Source organism: Roseateles chitinivorans, assembly GCF_002761755.1.
GTDB lineage: Bacteria > Pseudomonadota > Gammaproteobacteria > Burkholderiales > Burkholderiaceae_C > Roseateles > Roseateles chitinivorans.
Genome location: NZ_PEOG01000017.1, coordinates 1 through 22,340 on the forward strand (window position 1 = coordinate 1; position 22,340 = coordinate 22,340).

At 69.6% G+C, this 22,340-nt stretch carries 20 protein-coding genes and 1 tRNA gene; 7 read left to right on the top strand and 14 right to left on the bottom strand.

Going from position 1 to position 22,340, the window contains the following annotated elements; genetic code table 11:
- The first annotated feature begins 92 nt into the window (after positions 1-92).
- Entirely contained in the window at positions 93-647 is a 555-nt protein-coding gene (locus CS062_RS07935; RefSeq protein WP_099861022.1) for an RDD family protein, read from the top strand.
- A gap of 19 nt (positions 648-666) precedes the next feature.
- Positions 667-1,044: a diacylglycerol kinase gene (locus CS062_RS07940; protein ID WP_099861024.1), complete on the top strand. Its 378-nt coding sequence runs from the start codon at positions 667-669 to the stop codon at positions 1,042-1,044.
- Between the two features lie 100 nt (positions 1,045-1,144).
- Here the strand turns inward: CS062_RS07940 and CS062_RS07945 are convergent, their stop codons facing one another.
- On the bottom strand, positions 1,145-1,483 hold the full coding sequence (locus CS062_RS07945) for a P-II family nitrogen regulator (RefSeq protein ID WP_091722727.1): 339 nt from the start codon (positions 1,481-1,483) through the stop codon (positions 1,145-1,147).
- 108 nt (positions 1,484-1,591) lie between these two features.
- Positions 1,592-3,691: an NAD(+) synthase gene (locus CS062_RS07950; protein ID WP_099861025.1), complete on the bottom strand. Its 2,100-nt coding sequence runs from the start codon at positions 3,689-3,691 to the stop codon at positions 1,592-1,594.
- Between the two features lie 58 nt (positions 3,692-3,749).
- Between CS062_RS07950 and CS062_RS07955 the strand changes: the two genes are divergently transcribed.
- Positions 3,750-5,027 carry a GNAT family N-acetyltransferase gene (locus CS062_RS07955; protein WP_099861027.1) on the top strand — a complete coding sequence of 426 codons (1,278 nt, stop codon included), beginning with the start codon at positions 3,750-3,752 and terminating at the stop codon, positions 5,025-5,027.
- A 133-nt stretch (positions 5,028-5,160) separates the two neighbouring features.
- Here CS062_RS07955 and ppa read toward each other — a convergent pair whose 3' ends face one another.
- From ppa to CS062_RS07970, 3 genes are all read right to left on the bottom strand, one after another.
- Positions 5,161-5,700: an inorganic diphosphatase gene (gene ppa, locus CS062_RS07960; RefSeq protein WP_091722714.1), complete on the bottom strand. Its 540-nt coding sequence runs from the start codon at positions 5,698-5,700 to the stop codon at positions 5,161-5,163.
- A gap of 131 nt (positions 5,701-5,831) precedes the next feature.
- Positions 5,832-6,785 carry a 2-hydroxyacid dehydrogenase gene (locus CS062_RS07965; RefSeq protein ID WP_099861029.1) on the bottom strand — a complete coding sequence of 318 codons (954 nt, stop codon included), beginning with the start codon at positions 6,783-6,785 and terminating at the stop codon, positions 5,832-5,834.
- A 97-nt stretch (positions 6,786-6,882) separates the two neighbouring features.
- Positions 6,883-7,878, bottom strand: a complete 996-nt coding sequence (locus tag CS062_RS07970) for a Bug family tripartite tricarboxylate transporter substrate binding protein (RefSeq protein WP_438270463.1) — start codon at positions 7,876-7,878, stop codon at positions 6,883-6,885.
- A gap of 239 nt (positions 7,879-8,117) precedes the next feature.
- Between CS062_RS07970 and CS062_RS07975 the strand changes: the two genes are divergently transcribed.
- The 3 genes from CS062_RS07975 to CS062_RS07985 all read left to right on the top strand — a co-directional run bounded on the left by CS062_RS07975 (position 8,118) and on the right by CS062_RS07985 (position 12,807).
- Entirely contained in the window at positions 8,118-9,335 is a 1,218-nt protein-coding gene (locus CS062_RS07975) for a citrate synthase family protein (RefSeq protein WP_099861031.1), read from the top strand.
- Positions 9,336-9,619: 284 nt separating this feature from the next.
- On the top strand, positions 9,620-11,815 hold the full coding sequence (locus tag CS062_RS07980; RefSeq protein ID WP_099861033.1) for a sodium-translocating pyrophosphatase: 2,196 nt from the start codon (positions 9,620-9,622) through the stop codon (positions 11,813-11,815).
- Positions 11,816-11,952: 137 nt separating this feature from the next.
- The gene (locus CS062_RS07985; protein WP_099861035.1) at positions 11,953-12,807 is read left to right on the top strand and encodes a J domain-containing protein; all 855 of its coding nucleotides are present in this window, start codon (positions 11,953-11,955) and stop codon (positions 12,805-12,807) included.
- A gap of 87 nt (positions 12,808-12,894) precedes the next feature.
- Here CS062_RS07985 and CS062_RS07990 read toward each other — a convergent pair whose 3' ends face one another.
- The 5 genes from CS062_RS07990 to CS062_RS08010 form a co-directional block, all read right to left on the bottom strand.
- On the bottom strand, positions 12,895-13,527 hold the full coding sequence (locus CS062_RS07990) for an ABC-type transport auxiliary lipoprotein family protein (protein WP_099861036.1): 633 nt from the start codon (positions 13,525-13,527) through the stop codon (positions 12,895-12,897).
- A complete protein-coding gene (locus tag CS062_RS07995) occupies positions 13,524-14,486 on the bottom strand; it encodes an MlaD family protein (RefSeq protein ID WP_099861038.1) in 963 nt (320 codons plus the stop codon). The genes CS062_RS07990 and CS062_RS07995 overlap by 4 nt, the downstream gene beginning before the upstream one ends.
- Before the next feature lie 53 nt (positions 14,487-14,539).
- Positions 14,540-15,406 carry an ABC transporter ATP-binding protein gene (locus CS062_RS08000; RefSeq protein ID WP_099861040.1) on the bottom strand — a complete coding sequence of 289 codons (867 nt, stop codon included), beginning with the start codon at positions 15,404-15,406 and terminating at the stop codon, positions 14,540-14,542.
- Positions 15,403-16,560, bottom strand: a complete 1,158-nt coding sequence (locus tag CS062_RS08005) for an ABC transporter permease (RefSeq protein WP_099861041.1) — start codon at positions 16,558-16,560, stop codon at positions 15,403-15,405. Before CS062_RS08005 ends, CS062_RS08000 begins: the two co-directional genes overlap by 4 nt.
- A gap of 63 nt (positions 16,561-16,623) precedes the next feature.
- The gene (locus tag CS062_RS08010; RefSeq protein WP_158238707.1) at positions 16,624-17,496 is read right to left on the bottom strand and encodes a LytTR family DNA-binding domain-containing protein; all 873 of its coding nucleotides are present in this window, start codon (positions 17,494-17,496) and stop codon (positions 16,624-16,626) included.
- Positions 17,497-17,630: 134 nt separating this feature from the next.
- Here CS062_RS08010 and CS062_RS08015 point away from each other — a divergent pair, with 134 nt between their 5' ends.
- Positions 17,631-18,887, top strand: a complete 1,257-nt coding sequence (locus CS062_RS08015; protein ID WP_158238708.1) for an acyltransferase family protein — start codon at positions 17,631-17,633, stop codon at positions 18,885-18,887.
- Positions 18,888-18,900: 13 nt separating this feature from the next.
- Here CS062_RS08015 and CS062_RS08020 read toward each other — a convergent pair.
- The 4 genes from CS062_RS08020 to pheT all read right to left on the bottom strand — a co-directional run bounded on the left by CS062_RS08020 (position 18,901) and on the right by pheT (position 22,330).
- Positions 18,901-18,977 (bottom strand) — tRNA-Pro (locus CS062_RS08020).
- A gap of 34 nt (positions 18,978-19,011) precedes the next feature.
- Complete coding sequence (locus tag CS062_RS08025; RefSeq protein ID WP_099861044.1) at positions 19,012-19,476, bottom strand: MerR family transcriptional regulator; 465 nt, start codon at positions 19,474-19,476, stop codon at positions 19,012-19,014.
- A 40-nt stretch (positions 19,477-19,516) separates the two neighbouring features.
- Positions 19,517-19,882, bottom strand: a complete 366-nt coding sequence (locus CS062_RS08030; RefSeq protein ID WP_099861045.1) for an integration host factor subunit alpha — start codon at positions 19,880-19,882, stop codon at positions 19,517-19,519.
- A gap of 24 nt (positions 19,883-19,906) precedes the next feature.
- Positions 19,907-22,330, bottom strand: coding sequence for a phenylalanine--tRNA ligase subunit beta (pheT, locus tag CS062_RS08035; RefSeq protein WP_099861047.1), 2,424 nt, complete (start codon positions 22,328-22,330; stop codon positions 19,907-19,909).
- Positions 22,331-22,340: the final 10 nt, after the last annotated feature.

The following is a 22,340-nucleotide window of genomic DNA, read 5'->3' on the forward strand; positions in this document are numbered from 1 at the left end:
CCGGCCGGCCCCTGCGCGCGCCCCGCGAAGCCGGGCTGGACCCGCACACGCTGCTGCCTCGCCGCACCGGAGCCAGCCGCTAAACTGGCGGGATGACTTCCGCACCCGTTGCCGACGACGACGCGCCACCCGGCCTGATGCGCCGCCTCGCGTCCTTCATCTATGAGGGCGTCGTCCTGTTCGGCGTCGTCTTCATCGCCGGCTGGCTGTACTCGACGCTCACCCAGCAGCGCAACGCGCTGATCGGTACGCACGGGCTGCAGGCCTTCCTATTCCTGATCCTGGGCATCTACTTCATCTGGTTCTGGTCGCGGGGCGGTCAGACGGTCGCCATGCGCGCCTGGCATCTGCGCGTTGTCGACACCCAGGGGCGAACGCTCACGCAGGCGCGCGCCACCGCGCGCTACCTCGCCGCCTGGCTCTGGTTCCTGCCAGCGCTGGCGAGCGTCCATCTGCTCGGACTGAGCCAGAGCACCGGCGCCATCTTCGGCGCGATGTTCGCCGGCGTCGCAGGCTACCTGCTGCTGGCGCGGCTGCATCCGCAGCGACAGTTCCTGCACGACGTGATCTGCGGCACCCGCCTGATCACGCAGCTGCCGCCGCCGCGCCCGAACAAGCGCGCCGCGCCGCAGCCGGCCGACTCCTGATCCCCTCCGCCTCCCGACGATGAGCAATCCCCACAAGGGCCGTACCGGCCTGGACCGCATCCTGCACGCCGCCGGCTACTCCTGGGCCGGGCTGCGCGCCGCCTACGTCGGCGAAAGCGCCTTCCGGCAGGAAACCTGGCTGACGATCATCGGCACGCCGCTCGCGTTCTGGCTGGGCCGCGACTGGGTGCAGGTCGCGCTGCTGCTGGGGTCGCTGATCCTGGTGCTGATCGTCGAGCTGCTCAATTCGGCGGTGGAGGCGGCGATCGACCGCGTCTCCTTCGAGCTCCACGAGCTGAGCAAGCGCGCCAAGGACATCGCCAGCGCCGCCGTGCTGCTGTCGCTGGTGCTGGCCGGCGGGATCTGGCTGGCGGCGATCTGGCAACACCTGCGCTGAGGCTCGTCACTGCGCCGCGCCGAATGCAACAAGGGCGGGACGCCGATCGGCGCCTCGCCCTTGTTCATGCATCCGATGGACCCGGGACCGGCCCGGACGGTCAGACCGCCGCTTCGTCCTGTTCGCCGGTGCGGATGCGGATGACCTGCTCGACAGCGGTGACGAAGATCTTGCCGTCGCCGATCTTGCCGGTCTTGGCGGCCTTCAGGATGGCGTCGATGCAGCGATCGACCTCGTCGTCCTTCACCACCACCTCGACCTTCACCTTGGGCAGGAAGTCGACCACGTACTCGGCGCCGCGATACAGCTCGGTATGCCCCTTCTGGCGGCCGAAGCCCTTCACTTCGGTGACCGTCAGGCCTGAGGCGCCGACCTCGGCCAGCGCTTCACGCACTTCGTCGAGCTTGAACGGTTTGATGATGGCGGTGATCTGTTTCATCACGAGGCTCCGAGAGAGGGTTTCTAGCAGGCAAGACTGGCTGTGATTTAAGCACGGATCCTTTGGGACGGCCCCCTCGGTTGAAGAAGGGAGGCATCGCCCTCCCCGTCAGTCCGGGATGCGGTCCAGGTCCGCCAGCCAGACCGCCGGCTCCGAATCGCTCGGCGCGCGCCAGTCCCCGCGCGGCGACAGCGATCCGCCGCTGCCCACCTTGGGCGCATTGGGCACGCAACTGCGCTTGAACTGGCTGCCGCGGAAGAAGCGGCTGACGAAGATCCGCAGCACCCGCTTGATCTCTGCCAGCGGGTATTCGTTGCGCCGCACATGCTCGCCATCCGGCCAGTCGCCGCGCGTCCGGTCGCCCCACGCATGCCGCGCCAGGAAAGCGATCTTCGTCGGCGAGTACCCGTGGCGGATCGTGTAGAACAGGTTGAAGTCCTGGAGCTCGTAGCGACCGATCCTGTCCTCGGTGCTCTGCAGTCCGGAGGAGCCCTCCGCCGCGGCCTCCTGCGGCACCAGTTCCGGACTGATCTCGGTGCCAAGGATGTCGAGCAGCACGTCGCGCCCGGCATGGCCGAGCTGCTCGGTCTCCGCGACCCAGCGCACCAGGTACTGGATCAGCGTCTTGGGCACCGAGGCGTTCACGTTGTAGTGCGACATGTGGTCGCCCACCCCGTAGGTGCACCAGCCCAGCGCGAGTTCGCTCAGATCGCCGGTGCCCAGCACCAGCGCGCCGGTGTGGTTGGCCAGTCGGAACAGGTGGCTGGTGCGCTCGCCGGCCTGGACGTTCTCGAAGGTCACGTCATAGACCGGCTCGCCATTCGCGTACGGATGGCCGAGGTCCTTGAGCATCTGCTCGCAACTCGGGCGGATATCGATCTCGCGGGCCTCGCAGCCGATCTCCCGCATCAGGCGCAGCGCCTGGTCGCGCGTGCGGTCGCCGGTCGCGAATCCGGGCATGGTGACGCCCAGGATGTTGGACCGCGGCCAGCCCATCTGGTCCATCGCGCGCGCGGCGACCAGCAGCGCATGGGTCGAGTCCAGCCCGCCCGAGATGCCGATGACCAGCTTGTGGATGCCGCTCGAGACCAGCCGCTGCACCAGCGCCTGGACCTGGATGTGGAAGACCTCGTTGCAGCGCTCGTCGCGGCGCTGGCGGTCGGCGGGCACATACGGGAAGCGCTCGACGCGGCGACGCAGCGGCAGCGGTTGCGCGCGGTCCAGGCCGAACTCGAACTCGACGGTGCGGAATGCCTTCAGCAGCGGCGCGTGGTGCCGCACCGAATCGCCGAAGCTGGTCTGCCGCATGCGCTCGCGCGACAGCCGCTCCAGGTCGACATCCGCCGCCACCAGCTGCGAGCGGCGCTGGAAGCGTTCGCTCTCGGCGAGGAAGCTGCCGTTCTCGTAGACCAGCGCCTGACCGTCCCAGGCCAGGTCGGTGCTGGACTCGCCAGCGCCAGCCGAGGTGTAGACATAGGCCGCAAGGCAGCGGGCCGACTGCTGGCCGACCAACTGGTGCCGGTAGCCCGACTTGCCGACCGTGATGTTGGACGCCGACAGGTTGACCAGCACCGTCGCGCCCGCGAGCGCCGCATAGGAGGACGGCGGAATCGGCGTCCAGACGTCCTCGCAGATCTCGACGTGCAGGCGCAGCAGCGGCAGGTCGCTGGCGGCGATCACGATGCGCGTCCCGAAGGCCACCCGCTGGCCGAGCAGCGTGATCTCCTCCGAGATCGCCTCGTCGGCGGCATTGAACTGGCGCGCTTCGTAGAACTCGCCGTAGTTCGGCAGATAGGTCTTGGGCAGCACCGCCAGCAGACGGCCGCGCTGGAACACGACGGCGCAGTTGAACAGCCGGTGCTCGATGCGCAGCGGCAGGCCGACGATCGCCACCGTGGGCAGGTCCTTCGAGACCGCCAGCAGATGCGCCAGCGCGGCCTCACAGCCATCGAGCAGTGGGCGCTGATGGAAGAGGTCGTCACTGGTGTAGGCGGCCAGGCCCAGTTCCGGGAAGGCGGCCACCACGGCGCCGTCGGCCGCCGCCTCGCGCAGCAGTTGGGCCGTCTGCTCGCCGTTGAAGGCCGGATCGGCGACGCGGCACAACGGCACGCCGACCGCGACGCGGGCGAAATCGTGGGTGTAGAGGTTGTCGAAGGACGGCCTGGCGTGGGCGGCCGCGGTCGGGGTGGAGGGCGTCGTCGCTTGCATGGGAGCCATCCTGCCACCAAAGCGAGGGCTTTGAGCTTGCCCCTAAGATTTGCCGCGCATGACCGCCCCGCCCTCGCCCTCCTCCCCGCCCGCTTCCCCTTCTTCCTCCGTGGCCAGGCCGGATCCGGAGGCCGCGCCGGGCTCGGCCGCCGATCGCGACGCGCCCTCGGCGCCGCATGCCGTACAGCCGCTGATCCGGGTCGACGACGATCCTGCCGCCCTGCCCCGCGATCAATGGAACGCGCTGCTCGCGGCCTCCGCCTGGCCATCGCCCTTCATGAAGCTCGAGTACCTCGAGGCGATGCACGCGTCCGGCTCGGCGGTGGCGAGCAAGGGCTGGCAGGCGCAGTTCCTCAGCGTCTGGGACGGCGACACGCTGATCGCCGCCTGCCCGGCCTACCTCAAGGGCCACTCGTACGGCGAATACGTCTTCGATTGGGCGTGGGCCGATGCCTACGAGCGCCACGGTCTCGCGTACTACCCCAAGCTGCTGGTCGCCGTGCCCTTCACACCGGTGCCCGGCAGCCGGTTGCTGGCCCGCGACGAGGCGGCGCGCGCCTGGCTGGTGAAGGCGCTGCGGGCGCTGACGGCGCGCTCGGAGCTGTCGTCGGTGCATGTGCTCTTCGGCGACGAGCAGGACCAGCGCGCGCTGACCGGCGATGACTGGCTGGCGCGGCAGCAGGTGCAGTTCCACTGGACCGGCGACGGCGAGCCGCGGGCCTTCGCCGACTACCTCGCCACGCTGCAGCGGGAGAAGCGCAAGAAGATCCAGCAGGAACGGCGCAAGGTCGCCGAGGCAGGCATCCGTTTCGAGACGCTGCGCGGCGCCGCGATCACGACCGCGGACTGGGACTTCTTCTACGAGTGCTACACGCTCACCTACCTGGCCCACCGCAACAAGCCCTACCTGACGCGCGACTTCTTCGCGCGCATGGCGACGGACATGCCGGAGCATTGGCTGATGTTCGTCGCCCGCGACGATCAGGGTGAACGCGTCGCAGCCTCGCTGGTGGCGATCGACGAATCCCAGCGCGCGGCATACGGACGCTACTGGGGCTCGACGCGCTACATCCCCCACCTGCACTTCGACGCGTGCTACTACCAGCCGCTGGCCTGGTGCCTGGAGAACGGCTGGCGACGCTTCGAAGGCGGCGCGCAGGGCGAGCACAAGATGGCGCGCGGGCTGATGCCGGTGGCGACGCACTCGGCGCACTGGCTCGCGCATCCGCAGTTCCGGGAGGCGGTCGCGGATTTCCTGCAGCGCGAGGGCGAGGCGATGGACGAGTACATCGACGAGCTGGAGCGGCATCAGCCTTTCAAGACCTCCGGCGGCTGAGCGCGGCGCAGGCTGGTCGCGAGCGGGTCGCACAGTTGCCGCCCAATGAAAAAGCGCCCCGATGGCATCGGGGCGCTTCCTGTATCGGCGTCAGCGGACCGCTGCGACGGGCGGCCGTCGCGGCGAGCGAGGCTCAGCCTTGCTGCGCCTTCGCGTAGTTGGCCAGGCCGTCGGTGATTTCCTTCTTGGCGGCCTCGGGACCTTCCCAGCCCTTGACCTTCACCCACTTGCCGGCCTCGAGGTCCTTGTAGTGCTCGAAGAAGTGCTGGATCGCCTTCAGGCGCATCTGGTTGATGTCCTCGGGCTTGGTCCAGTGCTCGTAGATCGGCAGGATCTTGGTCGTCGGCACGGCCAGCAGCTTGGCATCGCCGCCCGCTTCGTCGTCCATCTGCAGCACGCCGATGGCGCGGCAGGTCACCACCACGCCGGGGGTCAGCGGGAACGGCGTGATCACCAGCACGTCCACCGGATCGCCGTCGTCAGCCAGCGTCTGCGGGATGTAGCCGTAGTTGCACGGGTAGTGCATGGCCGTCGTCATGAAGCGATCGACGAACAGCGCGCCGCTTTCCTTGTCGACCTCGTACTTGATCGGGTCCGCGTTCATCGGGATCTCGATGACGACGTTGAACTGCTCGGGCGCCTTCGCGCCGGGGGTGACTTTGTGCAGGCTCATGGTGGTGGACAGCGAGTGAATCCGGGAATCCGGAAAAGCCGCAATTCTAGAGGGTCGCCTGAACCGGCCCTGACGCCCACCCCCATCACGGCGGGGCCTCGCGCCGGTTGGGGCGTCCCGGCACGCCAGGCTCAGGTGGTGAGGCTGTGCACCGGGCGCTCGCCGGCCAGCGCCTGCGCCAGGCTGTCCAGCACCATCCGACCCATCGCCGCGCGCGTCTCCTCGGTGGCGCTGGCGCGATGGGCCTGCAGCACGACGTTGTCCATGTCCAGCAGCGCTGGCGGCACGTTGGGCTCGTCCGCGAAGACGTCCAGGCCGGCGCCGGCGATGCGCCGCTCCTGCAGCGCCCGGACCAGGTCCGCCTCCTTCACCAGCCGGCCGCGCGCGACGTTGATCAGGAAGCCGCGCGGGCCCAGCGCCTCCAGCACCGCCGCGTCGATCAGGTCGCGCGCCTGGTCGGCGGCGGCGCAGACGATCAGCGCGTCGCTGTCGCGGGCGAGCTGCACCAGGTCGGCCTCGAAGGCCCAGGTCACGCCGGGCATCTCCCTCAGGTCGGTGTAGCGCACCGGACAGCCAAAGGCGCCGACGCGCTCCGCCACCGCGCGGCCGACGCGCCCCAGCCCGACGATGCCCACCCGCATGCCGCTGACGCGGCGGGCCAGCGGGAGCGCGCCCGGCTGCGGAAACTTCGGCCACAGGCCGCCGCGCACGAAGCGGTCGACGGCGCCGAGGTGGCGGCAGGTCGCCAGCAGCAGGCCCAGCGCCATGTCGGCGACGTCCTCGGTCAGCGCGCCGAAGGTGCCCGTCACCGGCAGGCCGCGCGACCGGGCGTAGGCCAGATCGACCGCGTCGGTACCGACGCCGTTCACCGCGACGACTTCCAGGGCCGGCAGCCGCTCCATCAGCGCGCGCGAAATGCCCGTGTGCCCGCCGGTGATCACGCCGCGCACCGCGGCGCCGTGCGTCGCGATGTAGGCGTCCGGATCCGCCTGCTCGAACAGGCGATGCATCGTGTACAGCTCGTCCAGCCGCGCGTTGATCGACGGCACGAGGATGGGATTCAGTTGCAGGATGTGCGGTTTCATGGCGCTTTCTTCAGGATGGCGAACCGGGTGCGAAGCGGGACGGGGACGCGCGAGGCGGCGGGACCTCGCCGGGCGCGGGAGGCCCGGGCGGTGGGCGTCATTCGGGCTGAATGCCGGCGGCCTTGATGACGGCGCCCCAGCGCCGGTACTCGGCCGCCTGGAAGCTCGCCAGCTCGGCAGGCGTGGAGGTGAACGGTTCCATGCCGTTCTGCTCGACGAAGCGCCGGACCGGCTCCGCGGTCATGGCCTTCTGCATCAGGGCGTTGAGGCGATCGATCACCGGCGCGGGCGTGCCGGCGGGCGCGTATACGGCGTTCCAGTAGCTGATCTCGTAGCCGGGCAGGCCGGCCTCGGCGATCGTCGGCAGGTCCGGGACCAGCGGGGAGCGCCGGGGGCTGCTCACCCCCAGGGCCCTCAGCTTGCCGGCCTTGACCTGCGGCAGGCTGGTGGTGAGGTCGACGATCATCAGGTCCACCTGCCCGCCGACCAGATCGACCATCGCCTGCGGGTTGGCCTTGTACGGCACATAGGTGAGCTGGGTCTTCGTCATCTGCTGGAACAGCTCCGCCGCGACGCGCGCCGACGAGCTGCCCGCGCCAAAGGTCAAGTCCTGCTGCTTCGCGATCGCGCTGAGTTCGGTGACATTGCGGGCGGCCACGCGCGGATGCGTCACCAGCAGCAGATAGCCCTTGACCAGCGCGCCCACCGGCGCGAAATCCTTCACCGGGTCGTAGGCCAGCTTGCGGAACAGGTGCGGATTGGCGGCCTGGGTCGTGTTGGTGGTGATGAACAGCGTGTAGCCATCGGCCGCCGAACGCGCCACCGTCTGGGCCGCAATGCCGCCGCTGGCGCCGGCCTTGTTCTCGATCACCACCGGCACGTGGGTGGCCGCGGTGATCTCCGCGCCGATCGCACGGGCCAGGCCGTCGGTGGTGCTGCCAGGGCTGGAGCCGACCACGATCGTGATCGGCTTGGTCGGATATGCGCCGCCAGCGACTGCCTGGCTCTGCGCCCAGGCGCCCAGCGACGCCAGGCTGGCCGAACTCAGGAGCGTCAGAGCGGCCAGTCGGCGCGCGGGGTTCATGCGGGTCATGCGGTTGTCTCCGTCGGGGTGGGCATGAGATTGGCATCGCGAGGATTTCTGGGCGCCCCTCGTCGGTGTCGACGTGGACCCATGCTGCGGGCCCTCCATCTCGTCGTCAATATTGATCATCAAGATCAAGTCGATTCGAGATCTCCGATGAGTCTGGGGCTGCCAGGCTTCCGTGAGCGCGTGGACGCACCTCATGTTGACGATTACATTGACGCCATCAACGACGCGCCCCACCCCGCATGACCCCCTGGATGACCCTGGACGAAGCCCGCAAGGCCCTCGACGTGCGCGCCCAGACGATCTACGCCTACGTCAGCCGCGGCCGGATCGGGGTCAGCCCCGATCCCGGCGACTCGCGCCGCAGCCTCTATCGCGCCGAGGACGTGAAGGCGCTGCTGCGGCGCAAGGAAACCGGTCGTACGCGCGAGACGCTCGCGGCCACGACGCTGTTCGGCGCCGAGCCGAGCCTGCCGACGGCGATCTCGACCTTCTCCGGCGGCCGGCCCTTCTACCGCGGCGTCGACGTCGTGAACCTCGCGGCAACGGCGACGCTGGAAGACGCGGCGCAACTGCTGTGGAACCTCGAGCAGGCGCCAGGCTTCCCGAGTCCCGTGGACGTGCCCGGATCGCCTGCTGCGTCGGCGCTGGGCGTGGTGTCCGCACTGCCGGTGGGCCGTACCCGAGCGTTCGCCGAGTTGGCCGCGCTGACCGCGACAGGGCACTCGACCCGCGGTCGCTTGCCGCGCGTGCTGGTCGACGAAGCCGCCGGTCTGGTGGGCCGCCTGGCGGTCGCCTTCGGCGCCGCCGCGGAGGACGGCCGGCCGCTGCACGAGCGCCTCGCGCGCGGCTGGGGACTGCCGAAGGCCGTCGCCGCGTTGCTGCGCAAGACGCTGGTGCTCGCCGCCGACCACGAGATCACCAGCTCCGCGTTTTCCGCCCGCATCACCGCATCGACCGGCGCCTCGTTGCCGGCCTGCCTGCTCGCCGGCTTGACCACCTTCTCCGGTCCGCTCCATGGCGACGCCTCCGGACGCGTCCGCGCACTGTTCGACGAGGTGGAACGCGAAGGCGCCGATGCGGTGGTGGACCGCTACCTCGCCGCCGCGATGCCACTGCCCGGCTTCGGCCATCCCATCTATCCGGACGGCGATCCGCGCGCCGCGGCGCTCATGGACGAGTTCAAGCCGCCGGCCGCGATCGCGCGCCTGATCGAGCGCGTGGTGGCGCTCACCGGCCTGCCGCCGTCGATGGACGTTGCGCTCGCGGCCCTGGTCGCGCGCTACCGGCTGCCCGCCGACGCCGCGTTCGCGGTCTTCGCGATCGCGCGCAGCGTCGGCCTGCTCGCGCATGCGATGGAGCAGCTCGAAGTTGATTCGGTGATCCGTCCCCGCGGTCGCTACATCGGCCCGAGCGCCGCCCAGGCGCCCGATCCTCGCAAGGCCCGCCGCAAGCGGTGACGGCGCGGCCAAGCCGGTGAAGCCGGTGAGGCCCGCGTAAAGCCTACCGGCAGGGCATGGGCCGTGCCCGGGGCCAGTCCTTGCCCCGTGCCTGAGTCCGCCAACTTGCAAAGCCTGACACCCGCCTTGCAAAGCCCCGTGATCCGCTGGTAAACGCTCATGCCATGCGGTATTCACGGGCTTAGCATGGGTCGACGGACTGTTGCTGTTGCGTGCGCGCAGGCCCGGCGCCCGCTGGATGGAACGTCTTCACAGGATGGCGATCAGCGAGAGGAGACAAACACATGTCGACGAGTTTGGCGCTGTACTTCGCGCTGGCCTGCGGGCTGGCGGCGGTGCTCTACGGCTTTATCCAACGCAGCTGGATCCTGAGCCAGGATGCCGGCAATCCGCGCATGCAGGAGATCGCCGGGGCGATCCAGCAAGGCGCCGCCGCCTACCTGGCGCGCCAGTACCGCACCATCGCCATCGCCGGCGTGGTGCTGGGCCTGCTGATCGGCGTGGCGCTCGACTGGAAGACCGCCCTCGGTTTCCTGGTCGGCGCGGTGCTGTCGGGGGCTTGCGGCTTCATCGGCATGAACGTCTCGGTGCGCGCCAATGTGCGCACCGCGCAGGCGGCGACGCAGGGCATGGCCCCGGCGCTCAATGTCGCCTTCAAGGGCGGCGCGATCACCGGGATGCTGGTGGTCGGGCTGGGCCTGCTGGGCGTGGGCCTGTTCTTCATGTGGGTCAGCCAGAACGGCACCCACGCCGACAGCCAGACGCTCAAGCCGCTGCTGGGCCTGGCCTTCGGCTCGTCGCTGATCTCGATCTTCGCGCGGCTGGGCGGCGGCATCTTCACCAAGGGCGCGGACGTCGGCGCCGACCTGGTCGGCAAGGTCGAGGCCGGCATCCCCGAGGATGACCCGCGCAATCCGGCGGTGATCGCCGACAACGTGGGCGACAACGTCGGCGACTGCGCCGGCATGGCGGCCGACCTGTTCGAGACCTACGCGGTCACGCTGATCGCGACGATGGCGCTGGGCGCGCTGACCTTCGGCGGCATGTCGATCGCCGCGCTGGTCTATCCGCTGGTGCTGGGCGGCGCGTCGATCATCGCGTCCATCATCGGCTGCGGTTTCGTCAAGGCCAGCCCCGGCATGAAGAACGTGATGCCGGCCCTCTACAAGGGCCTGGTGGTCGCCGGCGTGCTGTCGGCGATCGCGTTCTGGTTCATCACCCGCGCGCTGTTCCCGCAGGACCTGACGCTGCCGGGCGGCCTGACCATCGGCGCGAACGCCCTCTTCTTCTCCTGCCTGGTCGGCCTGCTGCTGACCGCGGCGATGGTGTGGATCACCGAGTACTACACCGGCACCGACTACAAGCCGGTCCAGCATGTGGCCCAGGCATCGACCACCGGTCACGGCACCAACATCATCGCGGGGCTGGGCGTGTCGATGCGCTCGACGGCCTGGCCGGTGCTGTTCGTCTGCGTCGCGATCCTGGTCGCGTTCAAGCTGGCGGGGCTGTATGGCATCGCGATCGCGGCGACGGCGATGCTGAGCATGGCCGGCATCGTCGTGGCGCTGGATGCCTACGGGCCGATCACCGACAACGCCGGCGGCATCGCCGAGATGGCCGAGCTGCCCGACAGCGTGCGCGACATCACCGATCCGCTGGACGCCGTCGGCAACACCACCAAGGCGGTGACCAAGGGCTACGCGATCGGCTCGGCGGGCCTGGCGGCGCTGGTGCTCTTCGCCGACTACACCCATGCGCTGGAGCAGCAGGGCCTGAGCGTGAGCTTCGACCTGAGCAACCACATGGTGATCGTGGGGCTGTTCATCGGCGGCTTGATCCCCTACCTCTTCGGCGCGATGGCGATGGAGGCGGTGGGCCGCGCGGCGGGCTCGGTGGTCGAGGAGGTCCGTCGCCAGTTCCGCGACATCAAGGGCATCATGGAAGGCACCGGCAAGCCCGAGTACGGCCGCGCGGTGGACATGCTGACCGCGGCGGCGATCAAGGAGATGATCGTGCCCTCGCTGCTGCCGGTGATCGTGCCGATCGTCGTCGGCCTGGTGCTCGGCCCCGCCGCGCTCGGCGGCCTGCTGATGGGCACCATCGTCACCGGGCTCTTCGTGGCGATCTCGATGTGCACCGGCGGCGGCGCCTGGGACAACGCCAAGAAGTACATCGAGGACGGCCATCACGGCGGCAAGGGCAGCGACGCCCACAAGGCCGCGGTGACCGGCGACACCGTCGGCGACCCCTACAAGGACACGGCCGGCCCGGCGGTCAATCCGCTGATCAAGATCATCAACATCGTCGCGCTGCTGATCGTGCCGCTGCTGCCGGCGGTCGGTGCCGGCGGACCGGCGGCCGGCGCGCATGTGCCGCCCGCGGCGAGCGCACCGGCGGCGGACACCGCGACGCCCGCGGCGGTGCCCGAGGCGGTCGCCAGCGGTCCGATGGAAGCGGCCAGCGCGGCCTCCACCCCCTGACCCGGCGGGCGCCGCACGCGCCCCCGTGAAAACGCTGAGAAAAACAGCCCCGCGAGGGGCTGTTTGCGCTTTGACCGGTCATGCGCTCGCGGCAGAATCTGCGCTCATACCGCCATCGTCCAGGGATCCCGCTCAACATGCTCAGCCAGGCCATCACGCCGCGCGAATTCGAACGCCGCCGCGAGCAACTGGTCGAGCTTCAGCGCTTCCTGGCTTCGCAGGAAGCCGAGTACGCCGAATGCCGGCAGCGGATGCAGCGCTTCGTCGACCGCTACGTCGCCGCGCTGGGACCGCTCTACATGGAGCTGGACGCGCTGGAATCGCAGCTCTACTGCGCGATGCGCTACCTGCACGACGCGCTGGCCCGCAACGGACTGGACACGCGCGCCCCTGAATCGCCCCGCGCCACCGCGATGCCGCACCTGCCGGTGCTGCCCGCCGGCGCACCGCTGCCGGCGGAGCCCGAGGGCGGCCTGGTCCAGGTCGGTCCGCCGCCGCTCAAGACGCTCTACCGCCGCGCGGCGAAGCGGCTGCATCCGGACCTCGCGCCGGACGAGGACGAGCGAGCCCGGCGTGAGCGCAAGATGGCCGAGGTCAACGAGGCCTACGCCGCCGGCGATCGCGGACGCCTGGAGGCGCTGCTGCTGGCCGCCGGCGAGAGTCTGGTGAAGGTGCGTGGCGGCGATGCCGACGCGGTCATGGAATGGCTGCGCAGCGCCGAGCGTGCGGTGCAGGGCCGGCTGCGGGTGGTGCAGGCCCATACGGCGCTGCTGAAGAACCACACGATGCATGCGCTCGGCGAATCGATCGAGCGCGCCGAGCGGAAGGGGCTCGATCCGCTGGGCATCATGGCCAGCCGGCTGCGCGCCCAGATCACCGAGCGCCGCCAGGAGCTCTACATCGGGCAGCGCCTGCAGCCCGAGTCCAGCATGGCCGAAGCCTTCCTCCGCCAGCGCCAGCAGCGCCTGGGCGGAGGCATCGCCGCCATCTGAGCCTTTCCCCCGCGAAGCGGAACAGGGCGCCGACGAGCGCGTGCTCCGACTGCGCCCTGCCGCCCCGCGGATGGGGTTGCGCGAGGCTCAGCGGCGACCGCGTGACGGAATGGGCCGAGGCGACAGGCTCGCCGCCCAGGTCGCGATCTCCGGCGCCAGGGCATCCACGGCCGCCGCGGTCGCCTTGACGGCGCCCTCGGCATTGCCGCCCGCCGGCTCGGTCCGGTCGAACGCGCGTTGCGATCCGTCCTCGGACGTCGCCATCACCCGCACCTGCACCTCGCTGCGCGACGCGCTGGAGAAGCTCTGCAGGCTTTCCTCCAGTTCCAGCGTGACGCCGATCACCACTTGCGGATCAGCATTCGACGCGACCGGCGCCCGCGCGATCTGCTGACGCAGCCGCGTGGCCACCAGCACCGGCAACGGCGCCGCCCAGCGGGAGTCGCGGTACACGCGCCGCGCATACGGGTCCGAGTCCGCGAGCCGATAAGCGATGCCGGTGCCCTGCAGCGTCTCCGGCGCGGTCACCGCCTGCAGCTCGACGCGCTTGGCCAGCGGCGCTCCGGCCGGCCAAGCCGCGGCGGGACCAAGGTCCATCTGCGTCGGCGCCGGTGCTCGGCTGCCGCAGGCGCTCATCAGCAGGACGGCCAACGCGGCGGCGCCGATCGTCCAGGCGCGGCGCACGCTGCCGGTGCGGGGTAGTGTTGTCGGTTCGATCATTTCTTCGCTCCCGCCTCGAAGCCCGATTCGCCGGGACCGGGCTCAGCGGGCCGGGGCCCGAGGATCAGGCTTTGCGGCTGGTCGCCGATGCTCTGCGCCGCGCGCTCCAGCGCCCGGGCGGCCTGCGACAGGTCGTCCAGCACCGCGCGCTGGCGCGGCTTGTCCGCCGAGCCGACCAGCGACAGCTCCACGCGCCGGAGCGTGCGCTGCAGCTGCGCGGCCGCATCGCCCAGCTGGTCGATCGCCGCCGCCTTGCCCTTGTATTCCTCGACCAGGGCGCCGCCCTGCTTCGCCAGCGTGTCCACATTGCCCAGGGTGTTGCGGCCGGCGACCACCAGTCCGTCGGTGTTCTTCACCAGCACCGGCAGCGCCTGCGCGGTCGGGCGCAGTTCCTTGACCAGCGCGTTGAGCTCGCCCGAGGCCTCGTTCAGATGGGCCAGCGTCTGCGACAGCTGCTGCTGGTTGCTGTCGCTGAGCACCTTCTGGATCCGGTCCATCGTGGCCAGCGCGCTGGCCGCGAGCTTCGGGCCGACATCCTGCAGCTGGTCGAGGAAGCCGGGCGCCAGCGGAATGCGCCGGGTCTGCAGCACGCTCTGCCGGGGATCGACCGGCTCCTTGCCGTCGTCCAGGTCGATGAAGGACAGCCCGGTGATGCCCTGGTACCCGAGCTTGGCCTGGGTGCCCGGCGCGATCGGCGCATCGGAGTCGACCTCGATGTCGACGAGGATCTGGCGCGGCTGCACCGGGTCGAAGCGGATCGAGTCCACCTTGCCGACCTGCACGCCGCGCAGCTTCACCGGTGCCTTGACGTTGAGCCCCGGCACGCCCGAGGCGGCGACGACGGTGAAGGTCTGCGTGTCGCCGCGGTCGTCGCGGAACCACAGCACGATGGCCACCAGCGCCGCGCCCAGCAGCAGCACGAACAGCCCGGTGGCCAATGCATGCGCCTTGTTTTCCATGTTCCCGCCCGAATCCTTTGCTCTTGTCTGGGGATGCCGGCCCGCCGCCGTGTTCAGGCGGCCAGCTCGTCCCGGTGGTGCAGCGCGTCGCGGTAGCTGCGCAGGTTGTCCCCGGCGCAGCGCTCCGCATGCCCGAGGAAGAAATTGCGGATGAACGGATGCGGCTGGTTCACCACCTGCTCCAGCGGCCCGTGCGCGATCAGGCGCTGGTCCGCGAGCACCGCCACGCGGTCGGCGATCGCGAACAGGGTGTCCACGTCGTGAGTGACCATCACCACCGTCAGCGCCATCTCGCGCTTGAGGCTCTCGATCAGCTGCACGAAGCCCTTGGAGCTCGCCGGATCCAGGCCCGCCGTCGGCTCGTCCAGGAACAGCAGCTGCGGATCCATGATCAGCGAGCGCGCCAGCGACACCCGCTTGACCATGCCGCCCGAGAGCTCGGCCGGCATCTTGATGCCGTCCTCCGGCTTCAGGCCCACCTGCTGGAGCTTGGTCATCACCAGTTCCGCGATCAGGTCCTTGGGCAGGCTCTTGAGCTCGCGCAGCGGCAGTGCGATGTTGTCGAACACGGTCAGCGCCGAGAACAGCGCGCCCTGCTGGAACAGCACGCCCCAGCGGTGCCGCACCCGCGCCAGGTCGGTCGCCTCGCACTTGCCGAGCTTCTGGCCGAAGACCAGCACCTCGCCCTCGCTGGGCCGCTCCAGGCCCAGCATCAGGCGCAGCAGCGTGGTCTTGCCGCTGCCCGAGCCGCCGATGATGCCCAGCACCTCGCCAGCGCTGACCTCCAGGTTCAGGTCCTTGTGGATGCGCACGCCGCCGAGCACCGTGCCGACGTGGCGCACCTCGATCACCGGATCACCGGTCCGGACTTCCAGTTCGCCGACCGCGTCGGCCGGGCCGGTTTCGATGCAGTCGCTCATTGCTTCAATCCCACGTCGGAGAACATCACCGCGAAGATGGCGTCCACGATGATGACCACGGTGATCGCGCTGACCACCGAATCGGTGGTGCCGGTGCCCAGGCTTTCGCTGTTGGGCTTGATCCGCAGCCCGAAGTGACAGGCGACGAACGCGATCATCAGGCCGAACACCGCCGACTTGGACAACCCCAGCCACAGGTTGGCCACCGGCACCGCCGCCGGCAGGCCTTGCAGGAACTGCACGTACTCCAGGCCCAGCGTCGCCCGCGCGGCGACCATGCCGCCCAGCAGCACCATGCAGCTGGTCCAGGTCATCACCAGGGGCAAGGACAGTGCCAGCGCCGCCATCTTGGGCAGCACCAGCCGGATGGTGTGGGAGATGCCCATCACCGACAGCGCGTCCAGTTCCTGCGTCACCCGCATCACGCCGAGCTGCGCGGTCATGGCCGAGCCGCTGCGGCCCGCCACCAGGATGGCCGCCAGCAGCGGCCCCAGCTCGCGCCAGACGCTGATGCCCAGGATGTTGATGACGTAGATGTCGGCGCCGTAGCTCTGCAGCTGCTTGGCGGTCAGGTAGGACAGGGTGATGCCCACCAGCACGCCCACCAGCGCGGTGATGCCCAGCGCCTGCGCACCGCTGCGGTAGAGGTGCGCGGAGATGTCCTTCCACGCGATCAGGTTGGGATGGCGGACCAGCGTGCCGAGGTCGCGGGTGACCTGCCCCAGCAGCGCCACCGCGTCGAGCAGGTGGCTCGCCAGGTTCAGCAGGCCTTGTCCGAACTGGCGGACGTTCTGGATCCGCGGCGGTCGCGCCGGCTTGCCCTGCTTGCTGCCGAGGCGGGCGAACAGCGCCTGGAACATGTCCTTCATCGGCGCCGGCGGCCAGCGCAGGTCTTCCGGCTGGCGGCGCCCCCAGGCCTGCCACAGCAGCAGCGCGCCGGTCGGGTCGAGCCGCCGCACCGCGCTCAGGTCCCAGGACACATTCGCGGTCGGCACTTCGCCGAGCTCGCCCCGCAGCGCCTCGACCCGCTCGCGCAGCGCGAGCAGCGTCCAGTCGCCTTCCAGCCGCGCCCGCACGCGGCCGCCTTCACCGGGCTCGCGCAGCAGGCGCGGCGACGGGTCGGCGGCGGCGGGGGAATCCAGGGGGGCATCCATTGGGGTCAGAGCATAGCCGCGCGAGGGCGGTCCGGTGAACCCGGCGGACAGGAGATCGCCCAGTCAGACAAGACGCTGCCTCAGCCGCTCCAGATAGGTGCGGCTGCAGGGCACGCGGCTGCCGTCGCGCAGGCGCAGGTGGGCATCGCCGGACTCGGTGGGCTCGATGGCCTCGATCAACCGCAGCCGCACCAGGTAGCTGCGATGCACGCGCACGAACGCTGCCGGATCGAGGCGCTGCTCGAAGGCGCCCAGGCTGCTGCGCAGCGGGTAGTCGTGGGACTGGCGGTGCAGGTTGACGTAGTTGCCGCAGGCCTGCACCCACTCGATCTCGTCCATCGGCAACAGGAATTCCTTGCCCAGCTTCTTCACCAGCAGCCGCTCGGGCAGCGCGGCCGGTACGGGCGCGGGGGCGGGCTCGGCGCTGGGCGCCGGTGCCGGCACGCTGGCCTCGCCCTGCCAGCGCCAGACGAACAGGCGGTAGGCGCCGGCGATCAGCAGGATGAAGGCATAGCTGCGGACATCCTTGAGCGCCTCGTAGGCCAGTTCGAGCGGCCAGTTGCCGAAGTCGTAGCGTGCGTCCTGCGTCGCATAAGCCAGCTTGCGCAGCGCCACCATGCCCAGCACATGGGCCAGGCTGGTGATCAACGCGAACAGCAGGTGCCACGGCAGATGGCGACGCAGCAGGCCCCAGCGCAGCGGCCTGGTGTCGGCGGCGCGCAGGATCCAGGGGATCAGGATCAGCCACAGGATGGCGCTGGAGAACTCCCAGACCGCGGGCTCCCAGACCTCGAAGGCAAGACCGGCGCGGCGGATGTCGAGGTTGGTGGTGATCGTGTTGCCGATCGCGGAGCCGAGCAGCAGGAAGGCCCATGCGCCGCGCTCCGCCCAGCGCCGATGGGTCAGGTACAGCTGGAGCCACTTGTCCTCGGTCATGGCGGCGCAGTGTAGGCGGGCGCGTCGTGGCGGCGAGGGTCTGCCGCCCCTGGGACGGGGCGAATCGTCACCGCGCGGGGGCGGCTCGTCACATTCCGTCCCGGCGCCCGCGCCCGGCATCGATGCTGGCCGCCATGAACGCCACGCCCTCCGCCCTCCCCCGAACCGGCTCGCCCCTCGGAACGCCCCGCCTCACCGAACTGGACTGGCTGCGCGTGATCGCCTTCGCGCTGCTGATCCTCTACCACGCCGGCATGTTCTACGTGAGCTGGGACTGGCATGTGAAGTCGCCGCGGCTCATCCCGGCCCTCGAGGCCTGGATGCTGTGGCTCAACCCCTGGCGGATGTCGCTGCTGTTCGTGATCTCGGGCGCGGCGACCGCCTTGATGGCGGAACGTGCAGCCCGCCCTGGCCGGTTGATCGCCACGCGCAGCCAGCGCCTGCTGCTGCCGCTGCTGTTCGGGATGGCCGTGATCGTGCCGCCGCAGTCCTACCTCGAGGTCGTCGAGAAGGCCCACTACGGCGGCAGCTACCTGGAATTCCTGAAGCTCTATTTCCAGGCGTACCGCGGCTTCTGCCGCGGCAGCGATTGCCTGGTGCTGCCCACCTGGAACCATCTGTGGTTCCTGCCCTATCTCTGGACCTACACCGTGCTGGTGCTGCTGGGGCTGATGCTGCCCGACGCGCGCCGGATGTTCACGCATCCGGCGTGGGGTCGGCTGGTGGCCGGCGGCCGGTTGCTCTGGGTGCCGTGGCTGGTCTTCGCGCTGCTGCGCCAGCATCTGCTCACGCGCTTCCCCACCACCCACGACCTGCTCCACGACGTCTACCAGCACGGCGTCTACGGCGTGATGTTCCTGCTGGGCTTCGCGCTGTTCGGCTCGCGCGACGACCGGCACGGTGCGTGGGAAGCGGCACGCCGCTGGCGCTGGGCGGCGCTGCTGGGCTACGTGGTCGTGCAGTTGCTCTCGGAAGCGACCACAAGCGCCTGGCGCCAAGCCCATGGCGACGATTTCCCCGATGCGCTGCTGATGGCCCTGCGTGCGCTCAACGCCGGCAAGCAATGGCTGCCGATCGTGGCGGTGATGGGCTTCGGTCGGCAGTGGCTGGCCGACCGCGATTCGCCGATGCTGCGCTGGCTGACGCTGGCGGTGTTCCCGTTCTACCTGGTCCACCAGACGGTGACCGTCATCGCCGGTCACCTGCTGGCGCCGCTGCACTGGCCGCTGGCGTTGGAAGCGTTCACGCTGGTGGCGGTCACTGCGCTCGGATGCCTGCTCGCCGCGCTGGTGGCGATGCGGGTGAATGCGCTGCGGCCCTGGATGGGCCTAGGCCCGAAGGCGGCGCCGGAAAGCAAAAAGCCCGGCACCTTGCGGTACCGGGCTTTCTGATTCTTCTTATTAATGGTCGGGGTGGCGGGATTCGAACTCGCGACCCCTTGCACCCCATGCAAGTGCGCTACCAGGCTGCGCTACACCCCGACGAAGCCTCAGATTCTATACGCAATTCCGAGGCTCATGCAAGCAAACTCTCTCTGATCGCCAACAGTTCATCGCGCACCTGTTCCAGCGTCAGCTTCTCGAGCGACACCGTGGTGTGCGCCGCGCCGTCGGCGAAGTCCGCGGCGAGCGCACGCGACGCTTCGCGATGATCGCGATAGGCCTCGAGCTGCGCCGACGCGAGCGCTTCCGCGCGGAACTCCTGCGCGTTCGCGCCGGCATGGCTGCCGGCATCGGTCAATTGGTTGCGCGCGCCGCTGATCGTGAAGCCCTGGTCGTAGAGCAGATCGCGGATGCGGCGGATGAGCAGCACCTCATGGTGCTGGTAATAGCGCCGGTTGCCCCGCCGCTTCATCGGCTTGAGCTGGGTGAATTCCTGTTCCCAGTAACGCAGGACATAGGGCTTCACGCCGCACAGCTCGCTCACCTCACCGATGGTGAAGTAGCGCTTGGCGGGAATGGCGGGAAGCTGGACGTCCATGGGGATCAGCGGCTCCGGCGGCGGCGGGAAGGGTCAGACTCTACTCGAAGTCACCGCCCGTCGGCGTGTTGCCTTGGACCGCTTCTTTCAATTTGTGACTCGCATGAAACGTCACGACGTTGCGGGCCTTGATCGGGATCGCCTCGCCGGTGCGCGGGTTGCGGCCGGGTCTGGGCGCCTTGCGCCGGATGTTGAAGTTGCCGAAGCCCGACAGCTTCACCTCGCGGCCGCTGGAGAGGCTCTGATGAATGATGTCGAAGAAGGCCTCGACCATGTCCTTGGACTCGCGCTTGTTCAGGCCGAGCTTGTCGAACAGCAGTTCCGCCAACTCGGCCTTGGTCAGTGTGGGCGTCTCCAGGCTGCCGAGCAGCACCCGCGCCTGCTCCTTCAGATCGTCATCGCTCATTGGAATCCTCCCCTCCCCCTCACCTCAGCCCCGCAGTCGCGCGCCCAGGCGTTCGCCCAGCTGCGCCACCACCTTCGCCACCGCTTGCTCGATGCGTTCGTCGGTCAGCGTGTTCTCGTCATCGAGCAGCTCCAGGCGCACGGCCATGCTGCGTTCCCCCGCCTTCAACTCGGCCGTGGCCTGGGCCGGCTTGAAGACGTCGAACAGACGCGCCGAGCGTACCAGGGCTTCGCCGCTGGATTCGATCGCCCGCATGAGGGAGGCATAGGTCACCTGCTCATTGACGATCAGCGCCAGATCGCGTTGCACCGCCTGCAGGCGCGGCACGCCCTGGCCTTGCGGCAGCGTGCGCGCCAGCACCGCGTCCAGCGACAGCTCGAACAGCACCGGCGCCGACGGCAGCTCGTAGCCCTGGCGCCACTTCGGATGCAGCTCGCCGATCACGCCGATCTCGACGCCATCCAGCAGCACACGGGCGCTGCGGCCCGGATGCAGGGCGGGATGGGCGGTCGCCTCGAAGCCCAGCACACGCGGCGCGAACAGTGCCTCCAGGTCGCCCTTCACATCGAAGAAGTCGACGGCACGATCCTTCTGCGCCCACTGCTGCTGGTCCGCCGGCCCCCAGGCCAGGCCGGACAGGCGCATCGGCTGCGCGATGCCGGCGATCGTGGTGTCGCTTTCCCGCACCGAGGCGTCGCGCAGGAACACGCGGCCGATCTCGAACACGCGCACCCGCGGCGCCTTGCGCGCCAGGTTGTTGCGGAGCACCTGCACCAGCGAGCCCATCAGCGACGTGCGCATGACCGCCAGCGGCGCGGCGATCGGATTCAGCAGCTGGATCGGGTCGGCATTGCCGGCCAGTTCCTGCTCCCAGCGTGCCTCGACGAAGCTGAAGTTGATCGTCTCGAAGTAGCCCAGGCCCGCCATCGCATGACGCAGCGCATGCGTGGCGCGGCGCGATTCGGTGCGCACCTTGCCGACGACCGGCGCGAGCGGCGGCGTCGACGGCAGCTTCGGATAGCCCAGCACGCGGATGACCTCCTCGATCAGGTCTTCCTCGATCTGCAGGTCGAAGCGGAACGACGGCGGCGTCACCGTGATCACGCCCGGCGCGGAAGTGAAGACCAGGCCCAGGCGCTGGAACACGCCCTCGCAGTCGGCCTGCGTCACCGGCATGCCGATCACCTTGGCCGCGCGCTCGACGCGCAAAGCGACCGGCTTGCGCTCGGGCAACTGCGTGGTCTGGTCGTCCATCGGGCCGCACGTCGTTTCCGGGCCGCCGCAGATGGACAGGATCAGCTGGGTGATGCGCTCGATGTGCTCGACGGTGCCGGCCGGATCGACGCCACGCTCGAAGCGGTGGCCGGCGTCGGTCGAGAAGTTGAAGCGGCGCGAGCGCCCCATCACCGCCTTCGGCCACCAGAACGCCGCTTCGACGTAGATGTTCCGGGTGTCGTCGGACACGGCGGTGGCGTCGCCGCCCATGATGCCGGCCAGCGACTCGACCTGCTCGCGATCGGCGATCACGCCGACGGTCTCGTCGACCTCGATGGTGTTGCCGTTCAGCAGCTTGAGCTGCTCACCCGGCTTGCCCCAGCGCACGATCAGCTCGCCGTGGATCTTGTCGAGGTCGAAGATGTGGGACGGACGCCCCAGCTCGAACATCACATAGTTGGAGATGTCCACCAGCGGAGACACCGAGCGCTGGCCGCAGCGGGCCAGGCGGTCGACCATCCACTGCGGCGTCCTGGCCGTCGTGTCCACGTTGCGGATCACGCGTCCGGAGAAGCGGCCGCACAGATCGGCGGCCTCGATGCGCACCGGCAGCTTGGCGTCATTGCCGACCGCGGCGGGCACGATCTCCGGCGCGATCAGCGGCGCGCCGGTCAGGGCCGACACTTCGCGCGCGATGCCGTAGACGCTCAGCGCATGCGCCAGGTTCGGCGTCAGCTTCAGCGTGAACAGCGTGTCGTCCAGATTCAGATGCTCGCGGATGTTCTGACCCAGCGGCGCATCGGCGGCCAGCTCCAGCAGGCCGCCATGATCCTCCGACAGCTTCAGCTCGCGGGCCGAGCACAGCATGCCGAAGCTCTCGACGCCGCGCAGCTTGCCCTTGCCGATCTTGAAGGGCTTGCCGTCCTCGCCCGGCGGCAGTTCGGCACCGATGGTGGCGAGCGGCACGCGGATGCCGACGCGCGCATTGGGCGCGCCGCAGACGATCTGCAGCAGCTCGGGGCCGCCGGCGTTGACCTTGCACACCCGCAGGCGATCGGCATCGGGGTGCTGCACGGCCTCGACGATCTCGGCCACGACGATGCCGTGGAACGGCGGCGCCACCGGGCGCAGCTCTTCCACCTCCAGGCCGGACATGGTCAGCAGCTCAGCCAGTTCTTGCGTGTTCAGCGCGGGATTGCAGAAGGCCCGCAGCCAGCTCTCAGGGAATTGCATGTGTTTCTCT

Bases quoted from the DNA above. Each gene is read 5' to 3' on its own strand.
- CS062_RS08015 (WP_158238708.1), top strand. From the start codon at position 17,631: ATGAACGCCACGCCCTCCGCCCTCCCCCGAACCGGCTCGCCCCTCGGA.
- ppa (WP_091722714.1), bottom strand. From the start codon at position 5,700: ATGAGCCTGCACAAAGTCACCCCCGGCGCGAAGGCGCCCGAGCAGTTC.
- CS062_RS08005 (WP_099861041.1), bottom strand. From the start codon at position 16,560: ATGGATGCCCCCCTGGATTCCCCCGCCGCCGCCGACCCGTCGCCGCGC.
- CS062_RS07950 (WP_099861025.1), bottom strand. From the start codon at position 3,691: ATGCAAGCGACGACGCCCTCCACCCCGACCGCGGCCGCCCACGCCAGG.
- CS062_RS08025 (WP_099861044.1), bottom strand. From the start codon at position 19,476: ATGGACGTCCAGCTTCCCGCCATTCCCGCCAAGCGCTACTTCACCATC.
- CS062_RS07965 (WP_099861029.1), bottom strand. From the start codon at position 6,785: ATGAAACCGCACATCCTGCAACTGAATCCCATCCTCGTGCCGTCGATC.
- CS062_RS07990 (WP_099861036.1), bottom strand. From the start codon at position 13,527: ATGATCGAACCGACAACACTACCCCGCACCGGCAGCGTGCGCCGCGCC.
- CS062_RS07980 (WP_099861033.1), top strand. From the start codon at position 9,620: ATGTCGACGAGTTTGGCGCTGTACTTCGCGCTGGCCTGCGGGCTGGCG.
- CS062_RS07945 (WP_091722727.1), bottom strand. From the start codon at position 1,483: ATGAAACAGATCACCGCCATCATCAAACCGTTCAAGCTCGACGAAGTG.
- pheT (WP_099861047.1), bottom strand. From the start codon at position 22,330: ATGCAATTCCCTGAGAGCTGGCTGCGGGCCTTCTGCAATCCCGCGCTG.
- CS062_RS07985 (WP_099861035.1), top strand. From the start codon at position 11,953: ATGCTCAGCCAGGCCATCACGCCGCGCGAATTCGAACGCCGCCGCGAG.
- CS062_RS07955 (WP_099861027.1), top strand. From the start codon at position 3,750: ATGACCGCCCCGCCCTCGCCCTCCTCCCCGCCCGCTTCCCCTTCTTCC.
- CS062_RS08030 (WP_099861045.1), bottom strand. From the start codon at position 19,882: ATGAGCGATGACGATCTGAAGGAGCAGGCGCGGGTGCTGCTCGGCAGC.
- CS062_RS07975 (WP_099861031.1), top strand. From the start codon at position 8,118: ATGACCCCCTGGATGACCCTGGACGAAGCCCGCAAGGCCCTCGACGTG.
- CS062_RS08000 (WP_099861040.1), bottom strand. From the start codon at position 15,406: ATGAGCGACTGCATCGAAACCGGCCCGGCCGACGCGGTCGGCGAACTG.
- CS062_RS08010 (WP_158238707.1), bottom strand. From the start codon at position 17,496: ATGACCGAGGACAAGTGGCTCCAGCTGTACCTGACCCATCGGCGCTGG.
- CS062_RS07940 (WP_099861024.1), top strand. From the start codon at position 667: ATGAGCAATCCCCACAAGGGCCGTACCGGCCTGGACCGCATCCTGCAC.
- CS062_RS07970 (WP_438270463.1), bottom strand. From the start codon at position 7,878: ATGACCCGCATGAACCCCGCGCGCCGACTGGCCGCTCTGACGCTCCTG.
- CS062_RS07935 (WP_099861022.1), top strand. From the start codon at position 93: ATGACTTCCGCACCCGTTGCCGACGACGACGCGCCACCCGGCCTGATG.
- CS062_RS07995 (WP_099861038.1), bottom strand. From the start codon at position 14,486: ATGGAAAACAAGGCGCATGCATTGGCCACCGGGCTGTTCGTGCTGCTG.